The organism is Fenollaria massiliensis (genome assembly GCF_023347705.1).
Lineage (GTDB): Bacteria > Bacillota > Clostridia > Tissierellales > Peptoniphilaceae > Fenollaria > Fenollaria massiliensis.
This window is the reverse complement of record NZ_CP096649.1, coordinates 1-19553: the sequence shown is the minus strand read 5'-3', so window position 1 is coordinate 19553 and position 19553 is coordinate 1. Positions and strand designations below refer to the sequence as shown.

At 40.0% G+C, this 19553-nt stretch carries 12 protein-coding genes and 2 rRNA genes; 1 reads left to right on the top strand and 13 read right to left on the bottom strand.

The annotated features are described in order from the left end of the window. Nucleotides 1–10: 10 nt before the first annotated feature. Both M1R53_RS00070 and M1R53_RS00065 read right to left on the bottom strand, forming a co-directional pair. A 23S ribosomal RNA gene (locus M1R53_RS00070) occupies nt 11–2869 on the bottom strand. A gap of 199 nt (nt 2870–3068) precedes the next feature. Continuing rightward, a 16S ribosomal RNA gene (locus M1R53_RS00065) occupies nt 3069–4603 on the bottom strand. The 16S and 23S rRNA genes sit together here, the layout of an rRNA operon. Before the next feature lie 1161 nt (nt 4604–5764). Here M1R53_RS00065 and gltS point away from each other — a divergent pair. Next, nucleotides 5765–7018 carry a sodium/glutamate symporter gene (gene gltS / locus M1R53_RS00060; protein WP_249242619.1) on the top strand — a complete coding sequence of 418 codons (1254 nt, stop codon included), beginning with the start codon at nt 5765–5767 and terminating at the stop codon, nt 7016–7018. Nucleotides 7019–7701: 683 nt separating this feature from the next. On the opposite strand, the gene lipA is transcribed toward gltS, so the two are convergent. The 11 genes from lipA to dnaA all read right to left on the bottom strand — a co-directional run bounded on the left by lipA (nt 7702) and on the right by dnaA (nt 19553). Beyond that, nucleotides 7702–8556, bottom strand: a complete 855-nt coding sequence (lipA, locus tag M1R53_RS00055) for a lipoyl synthase (RefSeq protein ID WP_249242618.1) — start codon at nt 8554–8556, stop codon at nt 7702–7704. Further along, nucleotides 8557–9540 carry a lipoate--protein ligase gene (lplA, locus tag M1R53_RS00050; RefSeq protein ID WP_249242617.1) on the bottom strand — a complete coding sequence of 328 codons (984 nt, stop codon included), beginning with the start codon at nt 9538–9540 and terminating at the stop codon, nt 8557–8559. Continuing rightward, entirely contained in the window at nt 9537–10295 is a 759-nt protein-coding gene (locus M1R53_RS00045; RefSeq protein ID WP_070600680.1) for a SigB/SigF/SigG family RNA polymerase sigma factor, read from the bottom strand. The genes lplA and M1R53_RS00045 overlap by 4 nt, the downstream gene beginning before the upstream one ends. Continuing rightward, nucleotides 10292–10627: a hypothetical protein gene (locus M1R53_RS00040; RefSeq protein ID WP_249242616.1), complete on the bottom strand. Its 336-nt coding sequence runs from the start codon at nt 10625–10627 to the stop codon at nt 10292–10294. Before M1R53_RS00040 ends, M1R53_RS00045 begins: the two co-directional genes overlap by 4 nt. Further along, the gene (locus M1R53_RS00035) at nt 10624–10938 is read right to left on the bottom strand and encodes an STAS domain-containing protein (RefSeq protein ID WP_249242615.1); all 315 of its coding nucleotides are present in this window, start codon (nt 10936–10938) and stop codon (nt 10624–10626) included. The genes M1R53_RS00040 and M1R53_RS00035 overlap by 4 nt, the downstream gene beginning before the upstream one ends. Before the next feature lie 25 nt (nt 10939–10963). Beyond that, a complete protein-coding gene (gene gyrA / locus M1R53_RS00030; RefSeq protein ID WP_249242614.1) occupies nt 10964–13402 on the bottom strand; it encodes a DNA gyrase subunit A in 2439 nt (812 codons plus the stop codon). A 12-nt stretch (nt 13403–13414) separates the two neighbouring features. After that, nucleotides 13415–15322 (bottom strand): DNA topoisomerase (ATP-hydrolyzing) subunit B, encoded by a 1908-nt coding sequence (gene gyrB, locus M1R53_RS00025; RefSeq protein WP_249242613.1) that lies wholly within the window; start codon nt 15320–15322, stop codon nt 13415–13417. Beyond that, entirely contained in the window at nt 15312–16412 is a 1101-nt protein-coding gene (gene recF, locus M1R53_RS00020) for a DNA replication/repair protein RecF (protein ID WP_249242612.1), read from the bottom strand. The genes gyrB and recF overlap by 11 nt, the downstream gene beginning before the upstream one ends. Beyond that, on the bottom strand, nt 16406–16609 hold the full coding sequence (locus tag M1R53_RS00015) for an RNA-binding S4 domain-containing protein (RefSeq protein ID WP_070600668.1): 204 nt from the start codon (nt 16607–16609) through the stop codon (nt 16406–16408). The genes recF and M1R53_RS00015 overlap by 7 nt, the downstream gene beginning before the upstream one ends. 39 nt (nt 16610–16648) lie before the next feature. After that, entirely contained in the window at nt 16649–17743 is a 1095-nt protein-coding gene (dnaN, locus tag M1R53_RS00010; protein ID WP_249242610.1) for a DNA polymerase III subunit beta, read from the bottom strand. A gap of 478 nt (nt 17744–18221) precedes the next feature. Further along, on the bottom strand, nt 18222–19553 hold the full coding sequence (gene dnaA / locus M1R53_RS00005; RefSeq protein ID WP_249242609.1) for a chromosomal replication initiator protein DnaA: 1332 nt from the start codon (nt 19551–19553) through the stop codon (nt 18222–18224).

Sequence of the window (19553 nt, the reverse complement as noted above, 5' to 3'; positions counted from 1 at the left end):
ATAAGCGTCTTTGATCAAGTTTTCGACATATTAGTACAGTTAGGCTCAAAGTATTACTACTCTTACACTTACTGCCTATCTACCTTGTGGTCTTCAAGGTGTCTTACTTAAAGGAAATCTTATCTTAAGGGGGGCTTCGTGCTTAGATGCTTTCAGCTCTTATCCTTTCCAAACGTAGCTACTGAGCTATGCAACTGGCGTTACAACTCATAAACCATTGGTTTGTCCATCCCGGTCCTCTCGTACTAAGGACAGCTCCTTTCAAATTTCCTACGCCCACGACGGATAGGGACCGAACTGTCTCGCGACGTTCTGAACCCAGCTCGCGTGCCTCTTTAATGGGCGAACAGCCCAACCCTTGGGACCTACTTCAGCCCCAGGATGAGACGAGCCGACATCGAGGTGCCAAACCTCCCCGTCGATATGAACTCTTGGGGGAGATAAGCCTGTTATCCCCAGGGTAGCTTTTATCCGTTGAGCGATGGCCCTTCCACGTGGTACCACCGGATCACTAAGTCCTGATTTCTCATCTGCTCGATCTGTTTATCTCGCAGTTAAGCTCCCTTCTGCCTTTGTACTCTTTGCACGATTTCCGTCCGTGCTGAGGGAACCTTTGAACGCCTCCGTTACTGTTTGGGAGGCGACCGCCCCAGTCAAACTGCCCAACTGACAGTGTCCCTAAACCGGATTACGGCTCAAGGTTAGAATTCCAGCACTACAGGAGTGGTATCCCACTTTTCGGCTCCTCTGATACTGGCGTACCAGGATCTAAGCCTCCCACCTATTCTGTACATGTACTACCGAAATCCAATGTCAGCCTACAGTAAAGCTCCATGGGGTCTTTCCGTCCTGTCGCGGGTAAATGGCATCTTTACCATTACTTCAATTTCACCGGATCCTTTGTTGAGACAGTGCCCAAATCGTTACACCTTTCGTGCGGGTCGGAACTTACCCGACAAGGAATTTCGCTACCTTAGGACCGTTATAGTTACGGCCGCCGTTTACTGGGGCTTAAGTTCTATGCTTCGCTATTGCTAACATTTCCCCTTAACCTTCCAGCACCGGGCAGGTGTCAGCTCCTATACGTCGTCTTTCGACTTAGCAGAAACTTGTGTTTTTGGTAAACAGTCGCTTGGGCCTATTCACTGCGGCCAGATCGCTCTGGCTCCCCTTCTCGCTAACTTACGGGGTCATTTTGCCGAGTTCCTTAACAAAGGTTCTTCCGCGCGTCTTAGGATTCTCTCCTTTCCTACCTGTGTCGGTTTACGGTACGGGTATCATTTATCTATTTAGCGGCTTTTCTTGACAGTGTGAAATCGGCTACTTCTCTACTTGTTTTCGATCCTCATCATAAATTAGCTTAGCCTGGTTATTAGTCCTGGCATGCCTTTTTATTTGAGCGTACTCGTCCATCTGGTACGCTTAGCTTATCCTTCTGTGTCCCCGCTTCATTTATACGATATTTGATAGTACTAGAATTTTTACTAGTTGTCCATCGGCTACTCCTTTCGGCCTCGCCTTAGGTCCCGACTTACCCTGAGGGGACGAGCCTTGCTCAGGAACCCTTAGGTTTTCGACGGGAGTGATTCTCACACTCCTTCTCGCTACTTATGCCAGCATTCTCTCTTGTGTTTCGTCCACAGCGCCTTTCGATACTGCTTCTATCTATTACACAATGCTCCTCTACCACTCTTACGAGTCCACAGCTTCGGTATCCGATTTAGCCCCGGAAATCTTCGGCGCAAGGTCACTCGACTAGTGAGCTATTACGCACTCTTTAAATGTATGGCTGCTTCTAAGCCAACATCCTAGTTGTTTGGGTAACTTCACATCCTTTACCACTTAATCGGTATTTGGGGACCTTAGCTGATGGTCTGGGCTCTTTCCCTTTTGACATAGAAGCTTATCCCACTATGTCTGACTCCTTAGGTTTGTTTTCTTGGCATTCGGAGTTTGATAGGTTTTGGTAATGTATAAACACCCCGCAACCAGTCAGTAGCTCTACCTCCATTAAACATCCTAAAGGCTAGCCCTAAAGCTATTTCGAGGAGAACCAGCTATCTCCAGGTTCGATTGGCTTTTCACCCCTATCCACAAGTCATCCGATGTGTTTTAAACCACACCCGGTTCGAGCCTCCATTAAATTTTACTTTAACTTCACTCTGCTCATGGATAGGTCACCTGGTTTCGGGTCTACTCCTGTAAACTATTTCGCCCTATTAAGACTTGATTTCTCTTCGGCTTCGAAGCTTAACTTCTTAACCTTGCTTACAAAAGTAACTCGCTGGCCCGTTCTACAAAAAGTACAAGATTGCACTTTTCACGTGCTTTCTTTGCTTGTAAACGCAGGGTTTCAGGTTCTATTTCACTCCCCTTTCGGGGTTCTTTTTACCTTTCCCTCACGGTACTGTTCTCTATCGGTCACCAAGTAGTATTTAGCCTTGGGAGGTGGTCCTCCCGTGTTCCCACCAGGTTTCTCGTGCCTTGTGGTACTCGTTAAGCTTATTGAAATTCTAATATCTTTTCCTACAAGTCTTTCACTTTCTTTGGATGATTTTTCCAAGATCATTCGGATATTGTTTTAGTTTTTCTTTAAGCGGGCTCTTTCCATTTCGCTCGCCGCTACTTTGAAAATCGATGTTTCTTTCTTTTCCTCGGGGTACTTAGATGTTTCAGTTCTCCCGGTATTGCTTCTATATACTATTTTATTCATATATAGATACTTAAGGTTTGCTTAAGTGGGTTGCCCCATTCGGATATCTCCCTTTCGTTTCTTGTTTGCAGATCTAGGGAGCTTTTCGCAGCTTTCTACGTCCTTCTTCGCCTCTTGGTGCCAAGGCATCCGCCCTGCGCTCTTAGTAACTTGACCTATTTTTCTTTAAAATCCTTTAACGCTTATTGTTAAAATTTACTGTATTTATTTTCTTTATAAATGTCGTTTCGTTTTCATTTGATTATGGTTATTAAGTTTTATTTGGTTTTGGATCTAAAAGGATTTGCACCTTTTTTAAGTTCTTCAAGATCCATAAAGCAAAGCCCAAAGTGAAAAGAACTAATGTTCTCCTTAGAAAGGAGGTGATCCAGCCGCACCTTCCGATACGGCTACCTTGTTACGACTTCACCCCAGTCATTGACCCTACCTTCGACTGCTGCCTCCTTACGGTTAGCTCACAGGCTTCGGGTATTGCCTACTCCCATGGTGTGACGGGCGGTGTGTACAAGACCCGGGAACGCATTCACCGCAGCATTCTGATCTGCGATTACTAGCAACTCCGGCTTCATGATCTCGAGTTGCAGAGATCAATCCGAACTGGGATCGGTTTTTTGAGGTTTGCTTGATATCGCTATTTCGCTTCTCTTTGTACCGACCATTGTAGCACGTGTGTAGCCCAGGACATAAAGGGCATGATGATTTGACGTCATCCCCACCTTCCTCCGATTTGTCATCGGCAGTCCATCTAGAGTCCTCAGCACTACCTGTTAGTAACTAAATGTAAGGGTTGCGCTCGTTGCGGGACTTAACCCAACATCTCACGACACGAGCTGACGACAACCATGCACCACCTGTATCCAAGGTAGATAAATCTAGGGCTTTTATCTCTAAAAACTTTCCTTGGTATGTCAAGTCCTGGTAAGGTTCTTCGCGTAGCCTCGAATTAAACCACATGCTCCGCTGCTTGTGCGGGTCCCCGTCAATTCCTTTGAGTTTCATACTTGCGTACGTACTCCCCAGGCGGAGTGCTTAATGTGTTAACGTACGGCACCTACTCGTATGAGCAGACACCTAGCACTCATCGTTTACGGCGTGGACTACCAGGGTATCTAATCCTGTTTGCTCCCCACGCTTTCGTGCCTCAGCGTCAGTTCAAGTCCAGAAAGTCGCCTTCGCCACCGGTATTCCTCCTAATATCTACGCATTCCACCGCTACACTAGGAATTCCACTTTCCTCTCCTTGACTCAAGCATATCAGTTTCAGATGCAATCTATGGGTTGAGCCCTTAGTTTTCACATCTGACTTAATTTGCCGCCTACGCACTCTTTACGCCCAATAATTCCGGACAACGCTCGCCCCTTACGTATTACCGCGGCTGCTGGCACGTAATTAGCCGGGGCTTTCTTCTATGGTACCGTCATTATCTTCCCATAGGACAGAGCTTTACGACTCGAAAGCCTTCATCGCTCACGCGGCGTCGCTGCATCAGGGTTTCCCCCATTGTGCAATATTCCCCACTGCTGCCTCCCGTAGGAGTTTGGACCGTTTCTCAGTTCCAATGTGGCCGGTCATCCTCTTAGATCGGCTACCCATCGCTATCTTGGTGGGCCGTTACCCTCACCAACTAATTAATGGGACGCGAGCTCATCTTACACCGAAATTCTTTAATCTATAAACCATGCGGTTAATAGATATCATATGGTATTAATCCCGGTTTCCCGAGGCTATCCCTTTGTGTAAGGCAGATTGCTCACGCGTTACTCACCCGTCCGCCACTAATCCAGAGATTCTTCACTCCGAAGAGATCGGATTCTCTTTCATCGTTCGACTTGCATGTGTTAAGCACGCCGCCAGCGTTCGTCCTGAGCCAGGATCAAACTCTCGATTAAATGGTTTATTTAATCCCAAGTTAACCTTGGCTCTTAAATTCGAAATTATTTTTAATCAATAAAAAAATTGATTGGTTTAAATCGTTCTTTTCACTTTTATTCAGTTTTGCTTGCCTTCTGGAGTCTTTCCAGATGACTTATCCATTCTACCATTTATTTTTTACTTTGTCAAGTACTTTTTTTCACTTTTTTTAAAAATTTTTACACTTGTGTAGTATAAATAAATTCTATACTATGTGTAGTATGTATAAGTATTATATATAAAGGAAGAAAAATTTCGCGCCTACCTTGCGCCTGGAACTCGTTCGCTTCTCGATAAACTTTTTAATTAAACTAAATATGTTTATTTAAAATTTCTAATTATTTCTCGGAGCAAAGTGATGGATGAGGCGAAGTGGAGTTTTTTGACAAGCGCAGTGTACAAATGTACTCGAGCATTGTCAACAAAACGAACGAGCTTCAGACGCAGTTTGAACGAGAAAGAATAGAAATTTTGCGCGAAAGTCCACTTCGTCCCAATCATCAAGCTATTTCGCGAAATTTGTTCGGAGTATGAATGTGAGTGATTTTTGTTTTAAGAAATTTGTTCGTGGTAGATTTTTTGATGGGATAAATAATGACTACACATTTTTCTGTATAGTCTATTTATTATAAGAGAATTACTAAACCTAAATATAATAATTAGAAAATTGATTTTCACGAGCGCAGCCTTCGGAATAAATTGCATTAATTTCTTAACGAAAATGTCTGCCCAAGTGTCTTGCACCAAGGTTCTCGTACTTTAGTACGAGGTTCTTCAAAATTCATCTAGTGGAGCGTAGCGTAACGAATATGAATTTTCAAGACATCAAGTTTAGAAATTAACAATTTATGTAGACGTAGCAAGCGAAGGAAATCAATTTTCAATGTGCAATTGTCAACTTGATGAACTAAGCTCTGGTGGAACTATCTTTTCGATGTGCTTTTCTTATCTTAAGACATAAAGAAAGACTACACATTTTATCCGTGTAGTCTTTTTTATACTCTATCACTTTCACTTAATATACAAAGATTACATATTTGTAATACTTTTATATATAATTACTCTTGCATTTTACAATTTTTATGTTATAATTATTCTTGTAGATAGGAGAGGCAATCTTTAATAAGGAGGTTTATTAAATGATTCTTTCATTTAATGTAATGCAAACGGTTGGCTTTGCTATCTTGGTTTTTTTGGTGGGGAAATTTATCAGAACGAAGGTTAAATTTTTCCAGACTTTTTGTGTCCCTGCACCTGTTATTGGCGGTTTTTTATTCGCTATCATTAGGTTTGTCTTAGCTCTTACGGGGCTATGTACTTTTGTTTTTGACAACACTCTTAAGGATCCTTTCATGATGGTCTTCTTCACATCTATCGGCGTTGGAGCCGATCTCGACACGCTTAAGAAGGGCGGCAAGGGTTTTGTTTATTTCTTACTTGTAGCAACGTTTTTAGTTATTTTTCAAGATGTCCTTGGCATTTTCATGTGCAAAGTTATAGGGGTAGATTCGCTGCTTGGTCTTATTTGCGGTTCGGTTACTATGGTTGGTGGTCACGGCTCTGCTGGCGCTTGGGGTAGCACTTTTGAGGAACACGGCCTATTTAATGCGTCAACTTTCTGCATGGCGGCTGCAACTTTCGGTGTAATTATGGGCTCTGTTATAGGTGGACCTATCGGTTCTATGCTTATTAGAAGAAATCACTTGGCTAAGCCTACATACAATGACAGCTCTGAGAATAATGTTTTGGAGAGTCTCGAAAAGGTTAACGCTGGTGCTAGCTATAAAGAGCTTGTTCCACTAAATGCCTTCGACTTTGTCAAGGTTTTAGGTCTCATCTTCATTTCTGTTGGTCTTGGTTCAATATTGCAAGTTCTCATCAAAAACAATGTAAGCATACTTGGTAATCCACTCAGCCTACCTAGTTATGTAACAGCAATGATACTTGCAGGTATCTTCGTCAACACCATCGGCAAGAAGGGTTCGAAGTTTGCTGTTGATGAGAGAGCTAACTCCATCTGCGGTGACGTCGGCTTAAACATTTTCTTGGTAATGGCTCTAATCGACATCAACCTTCTTGACTTAAAGGATGTTGCCGGCATCATGCTCGTGGTGCTACTTGCGCAAACTGTGCTCATGGCTGTGTACGCGTACTTTATCAACTACTGGGTTATGGGTAGAAACTACGACGCGGCAGTTTTGTCGGGCGGTCTTTGCGGCTTCGGTATGGGTGCAACATACAACGGCATCGCCAACATGGACTCGATTACTGAAAGATTTGGCCCATCACCAAAGGCATACTTTGTCTTGCCAATGGTTGGAGCCTTCGCAATCGACATAATCAACTCGCTTTCTATAACCGTATTTTTGAATATCGCGCAAAACTTTAGATAAAATAGTACCCTCTTTACTGGACAAACCAGTAAGGAGGGTACAAGTTTTTAGTGGGTTTCTTATTTAAGAAATTTATTCGTGGTAAATGGATTTGCGCTTTTCGTTAATTAAGAAATTTTGCTTATGATAGTAATTTTACTAAATATACAAAAATGGATATAGAAATTAATCTATATCCATTATTTTTTTAGATTTAAAATGCGCAAGCATTTTGAAGCGCAAGAAAATTTATGTGAATAAATTTTCTTTTTTTGCTATTTTTTCTTTTCTTTTGCAAAATACATATTACTTCTTTCTTAGATAAAGAAGAACCCCGGTCTAAATGACCGAGAACCTTTGTGCATTGCATCGTGATGATTTCAAAAATAGAAATTTTGTCAATTTTTTATCTATAATTTCTAGTTATTTCTTGGAGCAATTTAGTACATAAGACGAAATGGAACTTTTTGTCAAGCGGAGCATATATGCAAAATACATATTACTTCTTTCTTAGATAAAAAGTGATGATTTCAAAAATAGAAATTTTGTCAATTTTTTATTTATAATTTCTAGTTATTTCTTGGAGCAATTTAGTGCATAAGGCGAAATGGAACTTTTTAGCAAGCGGAGCGTACACGTAGTACGTGAGCATTGCGAAAAAGTGAATGAGCCTTAGGTGCAAATTGAACAAGAAAGAACAGAAATTATTCAACCATGTCGGCTGCTTTATATGAACTCCTTACGAACGGTCCAGCCGCAATCTTCTTAATTCCTATGCTCTTTGCATAATCTTCATACTCGAAGAACTCATCCGGATGCACGTATCTCTTGACTTCATAATGTTTCAAACTTGGTCTTAAGTATTGTCCTATGGTAATATAATCGCAGCCTGCTTCATAAAGTTCTTTGATTAAATCCAAAACTTCTTCTTTTGTCTCGCCTAGTCCTACCATGAAGCCCGACTTTGTCTTAAGTCCTTTTTCTTTGGCGTATTTAATGACTTCGATGGATTCTTTGAAATTTCCTTCTTTACGCACTTCTGGGAATAGTCTTTCTATGGTCTCGATGTTGTGGTTTAATATATCTGGTTTTTCGTCCATAACTATGTCAAGTAAGTCTTTTTTCGCGTGCATATCTGGTATCAAAACTTCGACTGTTGTTTCGGGATTTAGTTTTCTAACCCATCTGATTACGTCTCTAAACTGTGTGGCGCCTTCATCGGCAAGGTCATCTCTTGTAACTGAGGTAATAACTGCGTGCCTTAGTCCAAGTATCTTCACTGCTTTCGCCAAATTTTCTGGTTCATGCGGATCGACTTCTTCTGGCCTCTTCGTAGTGACGTTGCAATATCTGCAATTACGTGTACAATTCTCCCCAAGTATCATAAATGTCGCCGTTCTCGATTTGTAGCACTCCATCTTGTTCGGGCAATTTGCCTCTTTACAAACGGTGTTTAGCTTCAGCTCCTTTAGCATGTGCTCGATCTCGTCGTTGTTCTTGTCGCCTGTAACCTTTATTCTTAGCCAATCTGGCTTTCTTATATAATTTCTCTCTTGCATTTAATCACCTGATTTCGTCTTTAAAATATTTTCTGCAAGTTCATCTTTTGTGATGCCCTCGATGTATTCACTCATATCAATACCCGAGAGTGCCCTCTCTAAATCATCTTTTTCTAATTTTACGCCCACAAAAATATTTTCCAAATCTTCTTTTGCTTTTTCGCCAAAATAGTCGCCGTCTATGCGGATGTCTTCTATTACATTATTTTTTTCTTTCAAATAGATATCCATCACGCAAGCGTCGTTCATAAATGAGTGCACTTTATCGAATTTGCCGTAGCGGCCGTATGTCCACTCATCGTTTGCATATTTATTTTTTCTGATTTCTTCAACTTTTTCTAGCTCGTCTGCGCTCAAAACGTAATTTTCATTTATATGGTAATAGTTTTTTATATAGTTTTTCAGCTCTTCTATAAACATGGCAATATCCATATTCATCATGGATTTAAGGCTTGTGATGCGGCTCTTTACGCTTGTTAATGACTTCTTCGCAAGTTTTAGCTTTGCTGGTGTAAGTAGTTTTCCTATGTCAATGGAGCTATCCTGATAAATAATGCTTCCGTGGTGTATCATGAGCTCTCTGTCTTTGTACTGTGCGTTGCCGGAAATTTTTCTGCCATCTACGATGATGTCGTTTCTGCCGGTGAATTCTGCTTTTACTCCTTTTTCGTTTAGATAATTTACGACTGGCTCGGTGAATTTCCTTAGTGAGTCTTCTTCTTTTTTCGTGATTATGGTGTACTGCACGATGTTTTTATCTGTATAGATGCAGCCGCCTCCTGATGGCCTTCTAACTAGCTTTGCTTGGGTCTCTTTCATATAATCCCAGTTTACTTCTTTGTATGGATTTTGATTTCTGCCTAACAAAACTGTGTTGTCATTTTGCCAAATCATGAACAGCTCTCTTTTTAAATTTTTTATTAAATACTCTTCGAGTGCGTGATTATACGCGCCGTCTCGGGATTGGTTGTCTATGAATATCAATAAAAGTCCTCCCTTTTAGCATGTTTTTTAATCTCTTTAAGCGCTTTTTTCTCTATACGCGAAACGCTCATTTGTGATAGGCCCAGCTCGTTTGCTATCTCAAGCTGTGTTTTTTGCTCGAAGAATCTCTTTCTAACTATCTCTTTTTCGGTATTTGAAAGATTTTTCATCAAACTATCGAGCTGCTCTCTATCTTCAAAGTCTTTAAAGCTTTGGTCGTCATCGCCTATGATGTCTGAAAGTGCAGTCTTTTTATCATCTGTACCTATCTCGTAATCAATCGACTGCGGTGTATAAACCTTGCCTGCATCCATCGCAAGCAAAACTTCGTCCGTGTCAATGCCTAGATAGTCAGCAATTTCCTTAACTGTAGGCACTTCACCATTGACCACTGATAAATGATGGTAGGCATCTTTAACTTTTTTCGTATTCTCTTGAACGCGGCGTGGCACCTTGATTGTCCAGCCTTTGTCTCTGAAATATCTTTTGATCTCGCCTAGGATTGTAGGCGTAGCGAAGCTAGAGAACTTAAATCCGCGGCTTGGCTCGTATCTTTCGACTGCGAGTATCAGTCCAAGCGAGGCTATCTGAAAGATGTCGTCATAATCTATGCCCTTACCGATAAATTTCTTTGCGAGTATCTCGGCTATATATAGATTTTTTTCGATGAGTTTATCTCTCAGCGCCTGATCGTGCGTCTTTGCGTACTCTTCAAAAAGCTCTTGAATGTCGTCTTTCTTCTTCGCCTTTGTCATGGTCTTGTCCTTATGATCTCAATTCTATCGTCCTGTTTAAGCATGGCTTCTGACAAGGCACCTATGATGTCAAAGTTCATCTCGAAGGCCTCGTCCTCTGGATACTTATCTAGATAGATGGTGATGATCATCGACTTTTCTTTAAGTTTGATATCCATCTTTAGCCTGTCTTTGTTGATGGCGTGAGCAATAAGAGCCATCTCGCCAACGGCTACTTTTGTGTCTTCTATCTCGTCAAATTTGTAATTTTCCTCTGCCATGACCTTGCTGACAAGGAGCCTAAACATAGAAAGATAATTTTCCTGGTTTTCTATATCGAATGTAAATATCATTCTTCGTCTCCTATGTTAAATAATTTATCTAAATCGGTAATTTTGAATACTTTTTTGATGTTTTTCTTTAGATTTTTCACTGTGATCTCTTTTTCTTCGTCTCTTGTTAATTTTAATAGACTTATAAAGCTTCCAAGACCTGTTGAGTCGATATATTCAAGTTTTGCGCAGTCGACAACTATATCCTTATCAAGGTCTTCGTAGATGTCGGCTAATTTTTCTTTAAATTTTTTGTTGTTATATATGTCAAGGTCGCCTATTAGCTCGATTAGGTAGTGACCCTCTTCATCGATTAAGTTTAAATCAAACATATAAACCTCCTATCATTCTAATATTCTATTCTTCAACTGAGGAGACAAACTTTGATGCGCTGGCAACTTTATCGTCCGCTTGCTTCATAAGTATAACTCCTTGTGTGTTTCTTCCTAATTCACTTATACTGTCACTGTCTATCCTGATAATAACGCCTTTAAGTGAGATAATCATGATCTCGTCTTCCTCTTCTACAGATTTTGCAACAACTATAGGTCCTGTTTTTTGAGTGACTTTGTAGCAGATCATGCCCTTACCATTTCTAGCTTGTACCTTGAATTCATCAAAGGCTGTTTTCTTTCCGTAGCCGTGTTCAGTGATCATCAAAAGTGATGTATCCTTTCTAGCGACTTCGATTGAGACTATGCTGTCATCTTTATTTAGCTTCATCGCAATAACGCCCATCGCTGTTCTTGACATGGCTCTAGTAGTTTTTTCGTCAAAGATAAGTATTTTACCTTGTTTTGTAACGCAGGCAATCTTCTCATCGCCTGAAGTTCTTCTAACGCCTATAACCTTGTCATCGTCCTTAAGATTTATCGCCTTAAGTCCTCTCTTACTGATGTTTTTGAACTCGTCAAGGCTAGTTCTCTTGTATATACCTTTTTCTGTAAGCATTGATAAGTAGCCGCCTTCCTCATCTTTCTTAAGTGGGATGATGGCTGAGATCTTCTCATCTTTTTCAAGCTGAACAAGGTTTACTATGGCAAGTCCTCTTGCTTGACGCGAACTTTCTGGTATCTCGTAGGCTTTGAGCGAATAAATTCTGCCCTTGTCTGTGAAGAATAGTAAATCGTCATGAGTTGATACTACGTAGATGTCTTCAACGAAGTCCTCTTCACGTCTTTGCATGCCTTGAACGCCTCTACCGCCTCTCTTTTGCATCTTGTATGCGCCCTCTGGCATACGTTTGATGTAACCAAAGTGTGTTAGAGTGATTACAACGTCTTCATCCTCTATCATGTCTATAGTATCGATCTCGCCTGGGTCTGGCATGATTCTTGTTCTTCTTAAATCTTGGTACTTGTCTCTTATTTCTATAAGCTCATCTTTGATAATGCCGTAGATGAGTCTTTCTGAGCCAAGTATTTCCTTATATTGATTTATTAATTTAATTAATTCTAGATATTCTTCTTCAAGCTTGTCTCTTTCAAGTCCTGTTAATCTCTTAAGTCTCATCTCCAAGATGGCATTTGCTTGAATTTCAGATAGCTTAAATCTAGTCATCAGCTCATTAACAGCTGTCTTATCGTCTTTTGAGCCTCTGATTACCTTGATTATCTCATCGATATGGTCAAGTGCAATACGTAGACCCTCTACGATGTGCGCTCTAGCCTCAGCTTTTGCAAGGTCGTAGCGTGTTCTGCGAGTGATGATCTCGTATTGGTGCATGATGTAGTACTCGATAAGTTCTTTTAGTGTAAGTACCTTTGGCTCGCCATTAACAAGTGCTAGATTGATTATACCGAAAGTATTTTGCATTTGTGTTAGCTTATATAAATTGTTTAGTACAATGTTTGCGCTTTGATCACGCTTTATGTCTATAACTACTCTTAAGCCATCTCTATCGGACTCGTCTCTGATGTCTGATATGCCTTCGATTTTCTTATCTCTAACAAGTTCGGCTATCTTTTGTATAAGTTTTGCTTTATTTACTTGATAAGGCAGCTCTCTAACTATGATCTTTTCTCTGCCCTTTTTCTCTTCTATCTCACAAAGTGCTCTTTGTAAAATACGGCCCCTGCCTGTGCTGTAGGCTTCTTTGATTCCGTCTTTACCCATAATAAGAGCGCCTGTAGGAAAGTCCGGTCCCTTGATGTACTTCATAAGTCCTTCGACATCTATGTCCTTGTCGTCAATGTAGGCAACGCATGCGTCTATAACTTCTTTTAAGTTGTGTGGCGCCATGTTAGTCGCCATACCAACAGCTATACCTGATGAACCATTAACAAGAAGGTTCGGGAAACGAGATGGAAGCACAACTGGCTCCTTAGTTGTCTCGTCGAAGTTTAGCATGTAATCGACTGTGTCTTTGTTTATGTCACGAAGCATCTCCATGGCGATCTTTGTCATCTTTACTTCAGTGTAACGCATCGCAGCAGCGCCATCGCCATCGACTGAGCCGAAGTTACCGTGGCCATCAACTAGTAAGTATCTTGTGTTGAAATCTTGCGCAAGTCTAACCATAGCGTCGTAAACCGCTGTATCACCGTGTGGGTGGTACTTACCAAGTACGTCGCCGACTACTCTGGCGGATTTTCTGTACTGGCCTTGCGGTGTGATGCCAAGTTCGTTCATCGAGTAAAGTATCCTTCTGTGAACCGGTTTTAGACCGTCTCTTACGTCAGGAAGCGCTCTTGAAACTATAACGCTCATCGCATAGCTCAAGTAGCTATTCTTCATCTCGTGCTCGACATTGACGTCCTTAAATTGTTTATCTTTTAAAATTACTTCATCTGTCATCTTTTTACCTCATTATATATCTAAGTTAGACGCGTATTTTGCGTTCTTTTCAATAAATTCTCTTCTCGGTTCTACCTTGTCACCCATTAGCATGGAGAATATCTCGTCGGCATTAACAGCGTCATCAACATTAACTCTTAATAAAATTCTGTGTTCTGGGTCCATGGTAGTCTCCCAAAGCTGTTCAGGGTTCATCTCACCAAGACCTTTGTAACGCTGAATTGTGTAGTTGTCTCTGCCTATCTCTTTAAGTAATTCTTCAAGCTCGTCATCGTCATAAACATAGTGCTCTTTTCTGTTTTTGCTAACCATATATAGTGGTGGCTGAGCGATGTAGATGTGTCCATCGTCAACAAGCTCTCTCATGTGTCTAAAGAAGAATGTTAGTAAAAGTGTTCTGATGTGAGCGCCGTCGACGTCGGCATCGGTCATGATGATGATCTTGCCATATCTAAGCTTTTCTATGTTAAATTCTGTGTCAATACCTGTACCAAAGGCAGTTATCATCGCCTTTATCTCTTCATAAGCAAGTATCCTATCTAGTCTTGCCTTTTCTACGTTAAGAATTTTACCTCTTAAAGGAAGAATCGCTTGGAATTTTCTATCTCTGCCTTGCTTAGCTGATCCGCCGGCTGAGTCCCCTTCGACTATGAAGATCTCAGTCTCAGTGTTGTCGTTTGATTGGCAGTCCGCCAATTTGCCAGGAAGAGTCGTGTTATCCAAGACACTTCTTTTGCCTCTGGATAGGTCACGCGCCTTTCTAGCCGCTTCTCTCGCCCTTTGCGCCGATATTGCTTTTTCTATAATCTTCTTTCCTTCTTGCGGATGAAGCTCGAAATAGTCAATAAGTTCTTGATAACATGTAGTATTTACAATACCTTGAACCTCGCTATTGCCAAGCTTTGACTTAGTTTGTCCCTCAAATTGTGGCTCTTTAAGCTTAACCGAGACAATTGCAGTCAGACCCTCTCTCGCGTCATCGCCAGAAAGATTATCTTCTTTTTCCTTGATAATGTTGGCTTTTCTACCATAATCATTAAGCGCTCTTGTTAAAGCGTTTCTAAAACCTGTCAAATGGTAGCCGCCTTCTGTTGTGTGTATATTATTTGCGAAGGTTAAAACGTTTTCCGAATAACCGTCAGTGTATTGCATTGCAATCTCTAGCTCGCAGTCCTCCATGGACTTGTCGAAATAGATGATATCTTCAGATATGGCGTTTTTGCTGCGGTTGATGTACTCAACAAAGCTCTTGATACCGCCTTCGTAGTGAAAAACTTCTTCTTGTGGCTCTTCTTCTCTCTCGTCAATTAAAGTAATTCTAACACCTTTATTAAGGAAGGCAACTTCCCTAAACTTAGTTACTAGAACTTCTTTAGAAAATTCAGTTGTGTCAAAAATTTCAGAATCCGGCATGAATTGTATTGTTGTACCTGATTCTTTTGTGTCGCCAACTACTTGTATGTCGCCTTGCGCCTTACCTCTAGCAAAGTGTTGTTCATATATGTGGCCAGAGCGCTTAACAGTCGCTATCAGCCATTCGCTAAGAGCGTTAACGCATGAAACACCAACACCGTGAAGACCGCCTGATACCTTGTATGCGTCGTTGTTAAATTTACCGCCCGCATGCAAAACAGTCAGTACTGTCTCCAAAGTCGATTTGCCAGTCTTTGGATGGACTTCAACCGGTATACCCGAGCCGTTGTCCTCTATAGATATGCTTCCGTCCTTGTAAATAACTACCTTGACAGTATCCGCTCTACCAGCCAAAACTTCGTCGATGGAGTTATCCATAACCTCCATAACGCAGTGGTGAAGTCCCTTTGTGCCAGTTGAACCGATGTACATACCCGGTCTTTTTCTAACGGGTTCAAGTCCCTCAAGGACCTGAATACTACCCGCATTATAATTCTTATCTTCCATTTCTTCCTCCGTAAATCATTTCATTCGTTTCTAATTTTATAATTAAATAATCGTCGTCAATTAAATCTTTTATATCATCCATGTCTTGAAGCGTGAATATTACTTGCATATCACCCACAGCATCAAGCAGATATTTCTTTCTTTTTTTGTCAAGCTCAGAAAAAACATCGTCCAAAAGAAGCGTTACATCCTTGTTAAAGCTTCTAATCATCTTTAGTTCAGCTATCTTCATAGATAGCATCGCAGTCCTTAGCTGACCTTGAGAGGCAAATTTTCTCGCCTCATTTTCATTTATACTTATGGCGTAGTCGTCCCTGTGAGGGCCCAAGGCAGTCGATTTTCTATCGATATCCTTGTCAATATTGGCATTAAATGCCTCTTCGTAAGCCTTTTTAATATCCTTTTCTATGTCAATATTGCTCTTGTACACTATATTTAGCTCATCTGTTCCGCTTAATTCCTTGTGTATATCCTTGCAAATGGTGTTGAAATTCTCAGTAAAAGTTTTTCTCTTTTCTACCAGAGCCGCACCAAGCGTGATAAGCTGCGTATCGTAGGACTTTAGTATAGCCTTTAAAGAATTTTTATCCTTGTACATTTTTAAAGCCTTGTTTCTGTTCATAAGGACTTTATTGTAGCTAAGTAGTTCATCGCGATACGATGGCGAAAGCCTTGTGAGTATGCTGTCGATGTACTTTCTACGAAGTCCTGGAGCGCCTTTTAGTATATTTAAATCAAATGGCTCAAAAAGAACCGCTTCAAACCTTTGATTGTACTCCTTCGCATTCTTGATCATCTTGTCATTTTGCTTAACGAGCTTGCCCTTGGGTTCAATCGTGATCTCGATTCTATTTAAAATATCATTTGCCAAATACTCAAAAGATGCATAGCTAGACGCATTTCCAAACTTTATAAGCTCCGCGTTTCGCTCAGTTCTGAAGCTCTTCAAAAAGCTGAGCATGTATATCGCCTCAACCACATTCGATTTGCCCTTTGCATTGTTTGCCAAAATTATGTTCTTTTTAGGATGAAACTTTAAGTACAATTTCGAGAAACTTCTGTAATTTACAAGCTTTAAACTCTTTAACATATTTCGATACTTTCGTCAAATACAGTGACCACGTCACCTACTCTGATCTTTTTTCCTCTGCGCGTTTCGACCTCGCCATTGACCTTAACCAAGCCATCTTGGATAATATTTTTCGCCATGGCGCCGCTATCAACTAGTCCGCAAACCTTCAAAACATTTTGTAGCTGAATATATTCATCTTCTAGCTTAAACTTCATAATTCTCACCTATTCTCATCTATAATTATAAATACTAAATTATGCTTGCATTTTTACAGGTAAAACAAGGTAGCGATACTCCTCGCCCTCGTAAATCTTCATAGGCCTGATGCTTTCAGATAGCTTAAGTGTAAGCTTATCCGCGCTCATCGCCTTTAGACCTTCAAGCACATAGCGGCCGTTAAAGCCAATCTTGATGTCGTCACCAGTTTTTTCTACCATGATGTCGTCAGTCGCGCTGCCGATTTCGTTCGATGCAGCGATGTTTAAATTATTATCCTTAAAATCCATGACAATAAGACTGATTCTGTCCTCAAAACCGATTAAAGAAACTCTTTCGATGGCATTGATAAGATCCATCCTATTTATCTCAACAGTAGTGTAATCCTCACTTGCAAATACTTCTTCGTAGTTGAAAAAGTCGCCTTCAATAAGCCTTGTATATAGTAGTGCTCTGTCTATTTTAAAGACAGCCTTGTCTCTTGCGTAAGTTATTTCCACGATATCGTCACTATCGTCAAGCATCTTTTGAATTTCAGCTAAAGTTCTGTAAGGAACGATAAATGAGCTATTCTCCTTGACATCTACATTAAATTTTAAGGAGCTAATCCTGTAACCATCAAGACTTGCCGCGCTCAATACGCCATCTTCAAATTTAAAATAAACACCACAAAGCGTTGGTCTCGCTTGGTCTTGACTAGTTGAGAATAATGTTTTCTTGATAATTTTATTTAGCTCTTTCATAGTTAATTTCACAGACTTGTCTAAACTGTAGTGCGTGTCAATCTCTGGATAATCGTCGTGAGGCATGCTCTTTAGATCGAATTTCGAGAATTTTGCCTTTATCTCAACGTCGTCACCGTTCGATGTAAAGCTGATATCGCCAGATGGCACCTTTCTAACAATGTCAGAAAGAAGCTTGTTAGAAAAACAGCAAGTGCCGTCTTCAACTACTGTGCATGGACACTCACTTATGATAGTTAATTCAGTGTCAGTCGAAACTAGTCTAATTCTTTCATTTGCTGCAGTAATTTTAATCGCTTCAAGAATTTCAAGAGGACTTCTTTGAGAGATAGCCCTTTGAGCGATTGTGATATGTTTTAAAAATTGGTCCTTATCAATAATAAACTTCATATTATTCACCTCTTATTTCTTGTTAATGGAAATGGTTTTACCCACTTCGTATTTTTTTCTCTTCAATATATTAGATTTTAAATAGTTATATTTAAAATCGCAAGAAAATTTATGTGAGTAAATTTTCTTTTATAGTAAACAATTAAAATTTTTCCACTCAATACATATATAATAAAAATTTAATTTTTTTCCACCCATTTGCATAGAAACATATAAATTCTTTTATAAACAAAATAGTAGCAATAAATTTTCTTTTAATATATATATTTTTTAAGCAATATTTTTATTAATATATTTCTTTTCAAATAAACATTCTTTTTTAAACTATGTTTTACAGAATCAATTTCTCTATAACAATAATCTTAATAAAGAGTAATAGTAGTAGGTCCTGTATAATTGTGGATAAGTTAATCAAATTTGCATTTATCATCAATATTTATCCACAGGTCTTCTGAATAAAATGTTCATATAAAAGGACTTATCCACAGATGATTTTTTCCAAAGCCTCAACTGCGTCCCTCATACCCTGCTTAGTTTTCTTTTCCTTCAATATTTTTTCATAAGCATATATCACAGTAGAGTGATCGCGTCCACCAAAAGCTTCCCCAATCTTTGGATAAGATAAATCAGTATTTACACGTGCAAAATACATCGCTATCTGCCTTGGAATTGCTATATCAGAGTTCTTTCTCTTAGAATTTATATCATCAACAGTGATGTTAAAATATTTAGCAACCGCATCCTTAATCGAGTCGATGGTGATCTCTTTTTCTTCACTTTGACTCATAAAATCAAGCGCATCCTTTGCCAAATCTACACTGATATCAAGCTTTCTGCCGTCCTCCTGTTCAGAAGCAGCCTTAACAGCAAGTAGAGCGCCCTCAAGCTGACGAATGTTCTGTTTAGCACGTTTTGCAATATATTCAAGCACATTATCAGAGACATTTAAGTGCTCCTCATCAGCCTTCGCCCTCAAAATCGCGATACGCGTCTCAAGAGGCGGCTGCTTAACTTCAATAGTCAAACCACTCTCAAAGCGGCTGATAATCCTATCTTGAATATTTTTAATATCACTAGGAGACCTATCCGATGCGATAATTATCTGCTTATTCATAGTGTATAGCGCGTTAAAAGTGTGGAAAAACTCCTCTTGCGTTTGATCCTTGTACGACAAAAACTGAATATCGTCAATAATCAAGCAGTCCAAAGAGCGATACTTTTCCTTAAATTCGCGCATAGTTTTGTTCTGTAAAGAGGCAATAAGCTCATTTGTGAAGTCTTCACTCGTAATATATAAAAGCCTAAAATCCTTATGATCCTTTAGCATCTTATTGCCTATCGCATTGATAAGATGAGTCTTTCCTAGACCAGTTTTACCAAAAAGGAAAAAAGGATTATATAAAAGACCAGGATTTTCCGCTATTCTCTTAGAATTTTCAAAAACATAAAGGTTTGCATCGCCCGGAATAAACCTGTTAAACGTGAAATATGGATTCAAATTCGGAATTATATCCCCAGTTTTTTGCGATGTTTCCTCAACACTTTGCTTATAATCGTATCCTTGAGAAGGCTCCAAAACCTTGACATCACTCACACCTACATTCATCGATACAAGCCTGCGTTTAATAATGTCCTTGTAATTGAACTCAACTATACTCTTTATGAAAATATTTGGAGCCAAAAGTACCAAAACACCATCTTCAAGAGCAAGCGGTTCCAAAACACTAATCCACAGATCTATGTTATTTAGAGCAATGTCCTCCTTAAGCGCCTCCAAGCACGTTGCAAATAGAGACTTTGCGTTGTTCAT

Excerpts from the sequence above, each read along its gene's own strand:
- gltS (WP_249242619.1), top strand. The coding sequence starts at position 5,765 with ATGATTCTTTCATTTAATGTAATGCAAACGGTTGGCTTTGCTATCTTG.
- lipA (WP_249242618.1), bottom strand. The coding sequence starts at position 8,556 with ATGCAAGAGAGAAATTATATAAGAAAGCCAGATTGGCTAAGAATAAAG.
- M1R53_RS00045 (WP_070600680.1), bottom strand. The coding sequence starts at position 10,295 with ATGACAAAGGCGAAGAAGAAAGACGACATTCAAGAGCTTTTTGAAGAG.
- M1R53_RS00040 (WP_249242616.1), bottom strand. The coding sequence starts at position 10,627 with ATGATATTTACATTCGATATAGAAAACCAGGAAAATTATCTTTCTATG.
- M1R53_RS00035 (WP_249242615.1), bottom strand. The coding sequence starts at position 10,938 with ATGTTTGATTTAAACTTAATCGATGAAGAGGGTCACTACCTAATCGAG.
- gyrA (WP_249242614.1), bottom strand. The coding sequence starts at position 13,402 with ATGACAGATGAAGTAATTTTAAAAGATAAACAATTTAAGGACGTCAAT.
- gyrB (WP_249242613.1), bottom strand. The coding sequence starts at position 15,322 with ATGGAAGATAAGAATTATAATGCGGGTAGTATTCAGGTCCTTGAGGGA.
- recF (WP_249242612.1), bottom strand. The coding sequence starts at position 16,412 with ATGTTAAAGAGTTTAAAGCTTGTAAATTACAGAAGTTTCTCGAAATTG.
- M1R53_RS00015 (WP_070600668.1), bottom strand. The coding sequence starts at position 16,609 with ATGAAGTTTAAGCTAGAAGATGAATATATTCAGCTACAAAATGTTTTG.
- dnaN (WP_249242610.1), bottom strand. The coding sequence starts at position 17,743 with ATGAAGTTTATTATTGATAAGGACCAATTTTTAAAACATATCACAATC.
- dnaA (WP_249242609.1), bottom strand. The coding sequence starts at position 19,553 with ATGAACAACGCAAAGTCTCTATTTGCAACGTGCTTGGAGGCGCTTAAG.